Origin of the sequence: Schaalia georgiae DSM 6843 (assembly GCF_000429245.1) — a bacterium.
In the GTDB taxonomy this organism is placed as follows: Bacteria; Actinomycetota; Actinomycetes; order Actinomycetales; family Actinomycetaceae; genus Pauljensenia; species Pauljensenia georgiae.
Map to the genome: position 1 here is coordinate 1 of NZ_AUBM01000023.1, position 2,079 is coordinate 2,079.

General features: G+C 59.9%; 2 rRNA genes. Both read right to left on the reverse strand.

The features are described 5' to 3' along the window. Positions 1-1,232, reverse strand: a 23S ribosomal RNA gene (locus G447_RS0108555); the annotation flags it as partial. Between the two features lie 481 nt (positions 1,233-1,713). Continuing rightward, positions 1,714-2,079, reverse strand: a 16S ribosomal RNA gene (locus tag G447_RS0108560); the annotation flags it as partial.

The following is a 2,079-nucleotide window of genomic DNA, read 5'->3' on the forward strand; positions in this document are numbered from 1 at the left end:
GCTTCGGCGGTGCGCTTGAGCCCCGCTACATTGTCGGCGCAGAACCACTTGACCAGTGAGCTATTACGCACTCTTTCAAGGATGGCTGCTTCTAAGCCAACCTCCTGGTTGTCACCGCGACTCCACATCCTTTCCCACTTAGCGCACGCTTAGGGGCCTTAGCCGGCGATCTGGGCTGTTTCCCTCTCGACCACGGAGCTTATCCCCCGCGGTCTCACTGCCGCGCTCAACCCTGATGGCATTCGGAGTTTGGCTGACGTCAGTAACCCACAGGGCCCATCGGCCATCCAGTAGCTCTACCTCCACCAGGAACCACACGACGCTGCACCTAAATGCATTTCGGGGAGAACCAGCTATCACGGAGTTTGATTGGCCTTTCACCCCTACCCACAGTTCATCCCCCAGGTTTTCAACCCTGGTGGGTTCGGTCCTCCACAAGGTCTTACCCCTGCTTCAACCTGACCATGGGTAGATCACCCCGCTTCGGGTCTAGGACGCGCGACAAACGCCATGTTTCAGACTCGCTTTCGCTACGCATACCCCACACGGGTTAAGCACGCCACACGCCACTAACTCGCAGGCTCATTCTTCAAAAGGCACGCCATCACCCCACAGGGCTCTGACGGCTTAAAGGCACACGGTTTCAGGTACTATTTCACTCCCCTCCCGGGGTACTTTTCACCATTCCCTCACGGTACTATACGCTATCGGTCACCAAGGAGTATTCAGGCTTACCAAGTGGTCTTGGCAGATTCACACGGGATTCCACGAGCCCCGCACTACTCGGGCACCGACCCCGAACCACGCCACCGCGGAACCGCCTACACGACTATCACGCACTACGGTCACCCATCCCAGGGTGTTCGACTCCCACGACAACACAGAACCACCCCCCGGCAGAGGGGAAACGGGCCAGCCCCACAACACCCCATGCGCAACGGCCGCCGCCTATCACACGCACAAGGTTTAGCCATCATCCGCTTTCGCTCGCCACTACTGACGGAATATCTCTTCCTACGGGTACTGAGATGTTTCACTTCCCCGCGTTCCCCCCACCACCCTATACACGTTCAGATGATGGTGGCCCAGCACAACCCGGGCCGGGTTCCCCCATTCGGACACCCCCGGATCAAAGCTCGCTCGCCAACTCCCCGGGGCATATCGCAGGCCGCAACGTCCTTCATCAGCTCTTGGTGCCAAGGCATCCACCGAATGCCCCACAAAACCACACAACAAAAAACACGCCCGACCAGCCCACCACCACAACAACAGCAGCAGCAGGCCACCGGGCCACCGCGCCCCCCACACCCGCACCACGGGGCACGAGAAACAACAGGGGGCGCGCGCAGACAACAAAGATGCTCGCAACCACTATACAAATCACAAACAACCCACCACAACCACCAGCAACCCCCACCAAAAAGAGGGGGAGCCCCGGCAGAAGAGCCAGAACCCAACACAACCCCCACACAACAAAGAAGGGGGGTCAGGGTGTTGAGAGTGAACCCGACAGCGCGCCCGCCCGCCCACAGCACCTGCAAAGCCCCCATGCCCAACCCCAAGAACGAGGACGCGCCCCACCAGAAAACCCAGCAGAACCAACACGCCCCCAAGCACCGCACCACACCCACCCCACGCCCCCCCACCAACAAGCAGAGAAGGACACAAGAACGGGCCGGCGCGACGCGGCACCACAACCACAGGGCTCCCTAGAAAGGAGGTGATCCAGCCGCACCTTCCGGTACGGCTACCTTGTTACGACTTCGTCCCAATCGCCAATCCCACCTTCGACCACTCCCCCCAGCGCGAACCGGTTGGGCCATGGGCTTCGGGCGTTACCAACTTTCGTGACGTGACGGGCGGTGTGTACAAGGCCCGAGAACGTATTCACCGCAGCGTTGCTGATCTGCGATTACTAGCGACTCCACCTTCATGGGGTCGAGTTGCAGACCCCAATCCGAACTGAGACCGGCTTTAAGGGATTCGCCCCGCCTCACGGCATCGCAACCCTCTGTACCAGCCATTGTAGCATGCGTGAAGCCCAAGACATAAGGGGCATGATGATTTGACGTCATCCCC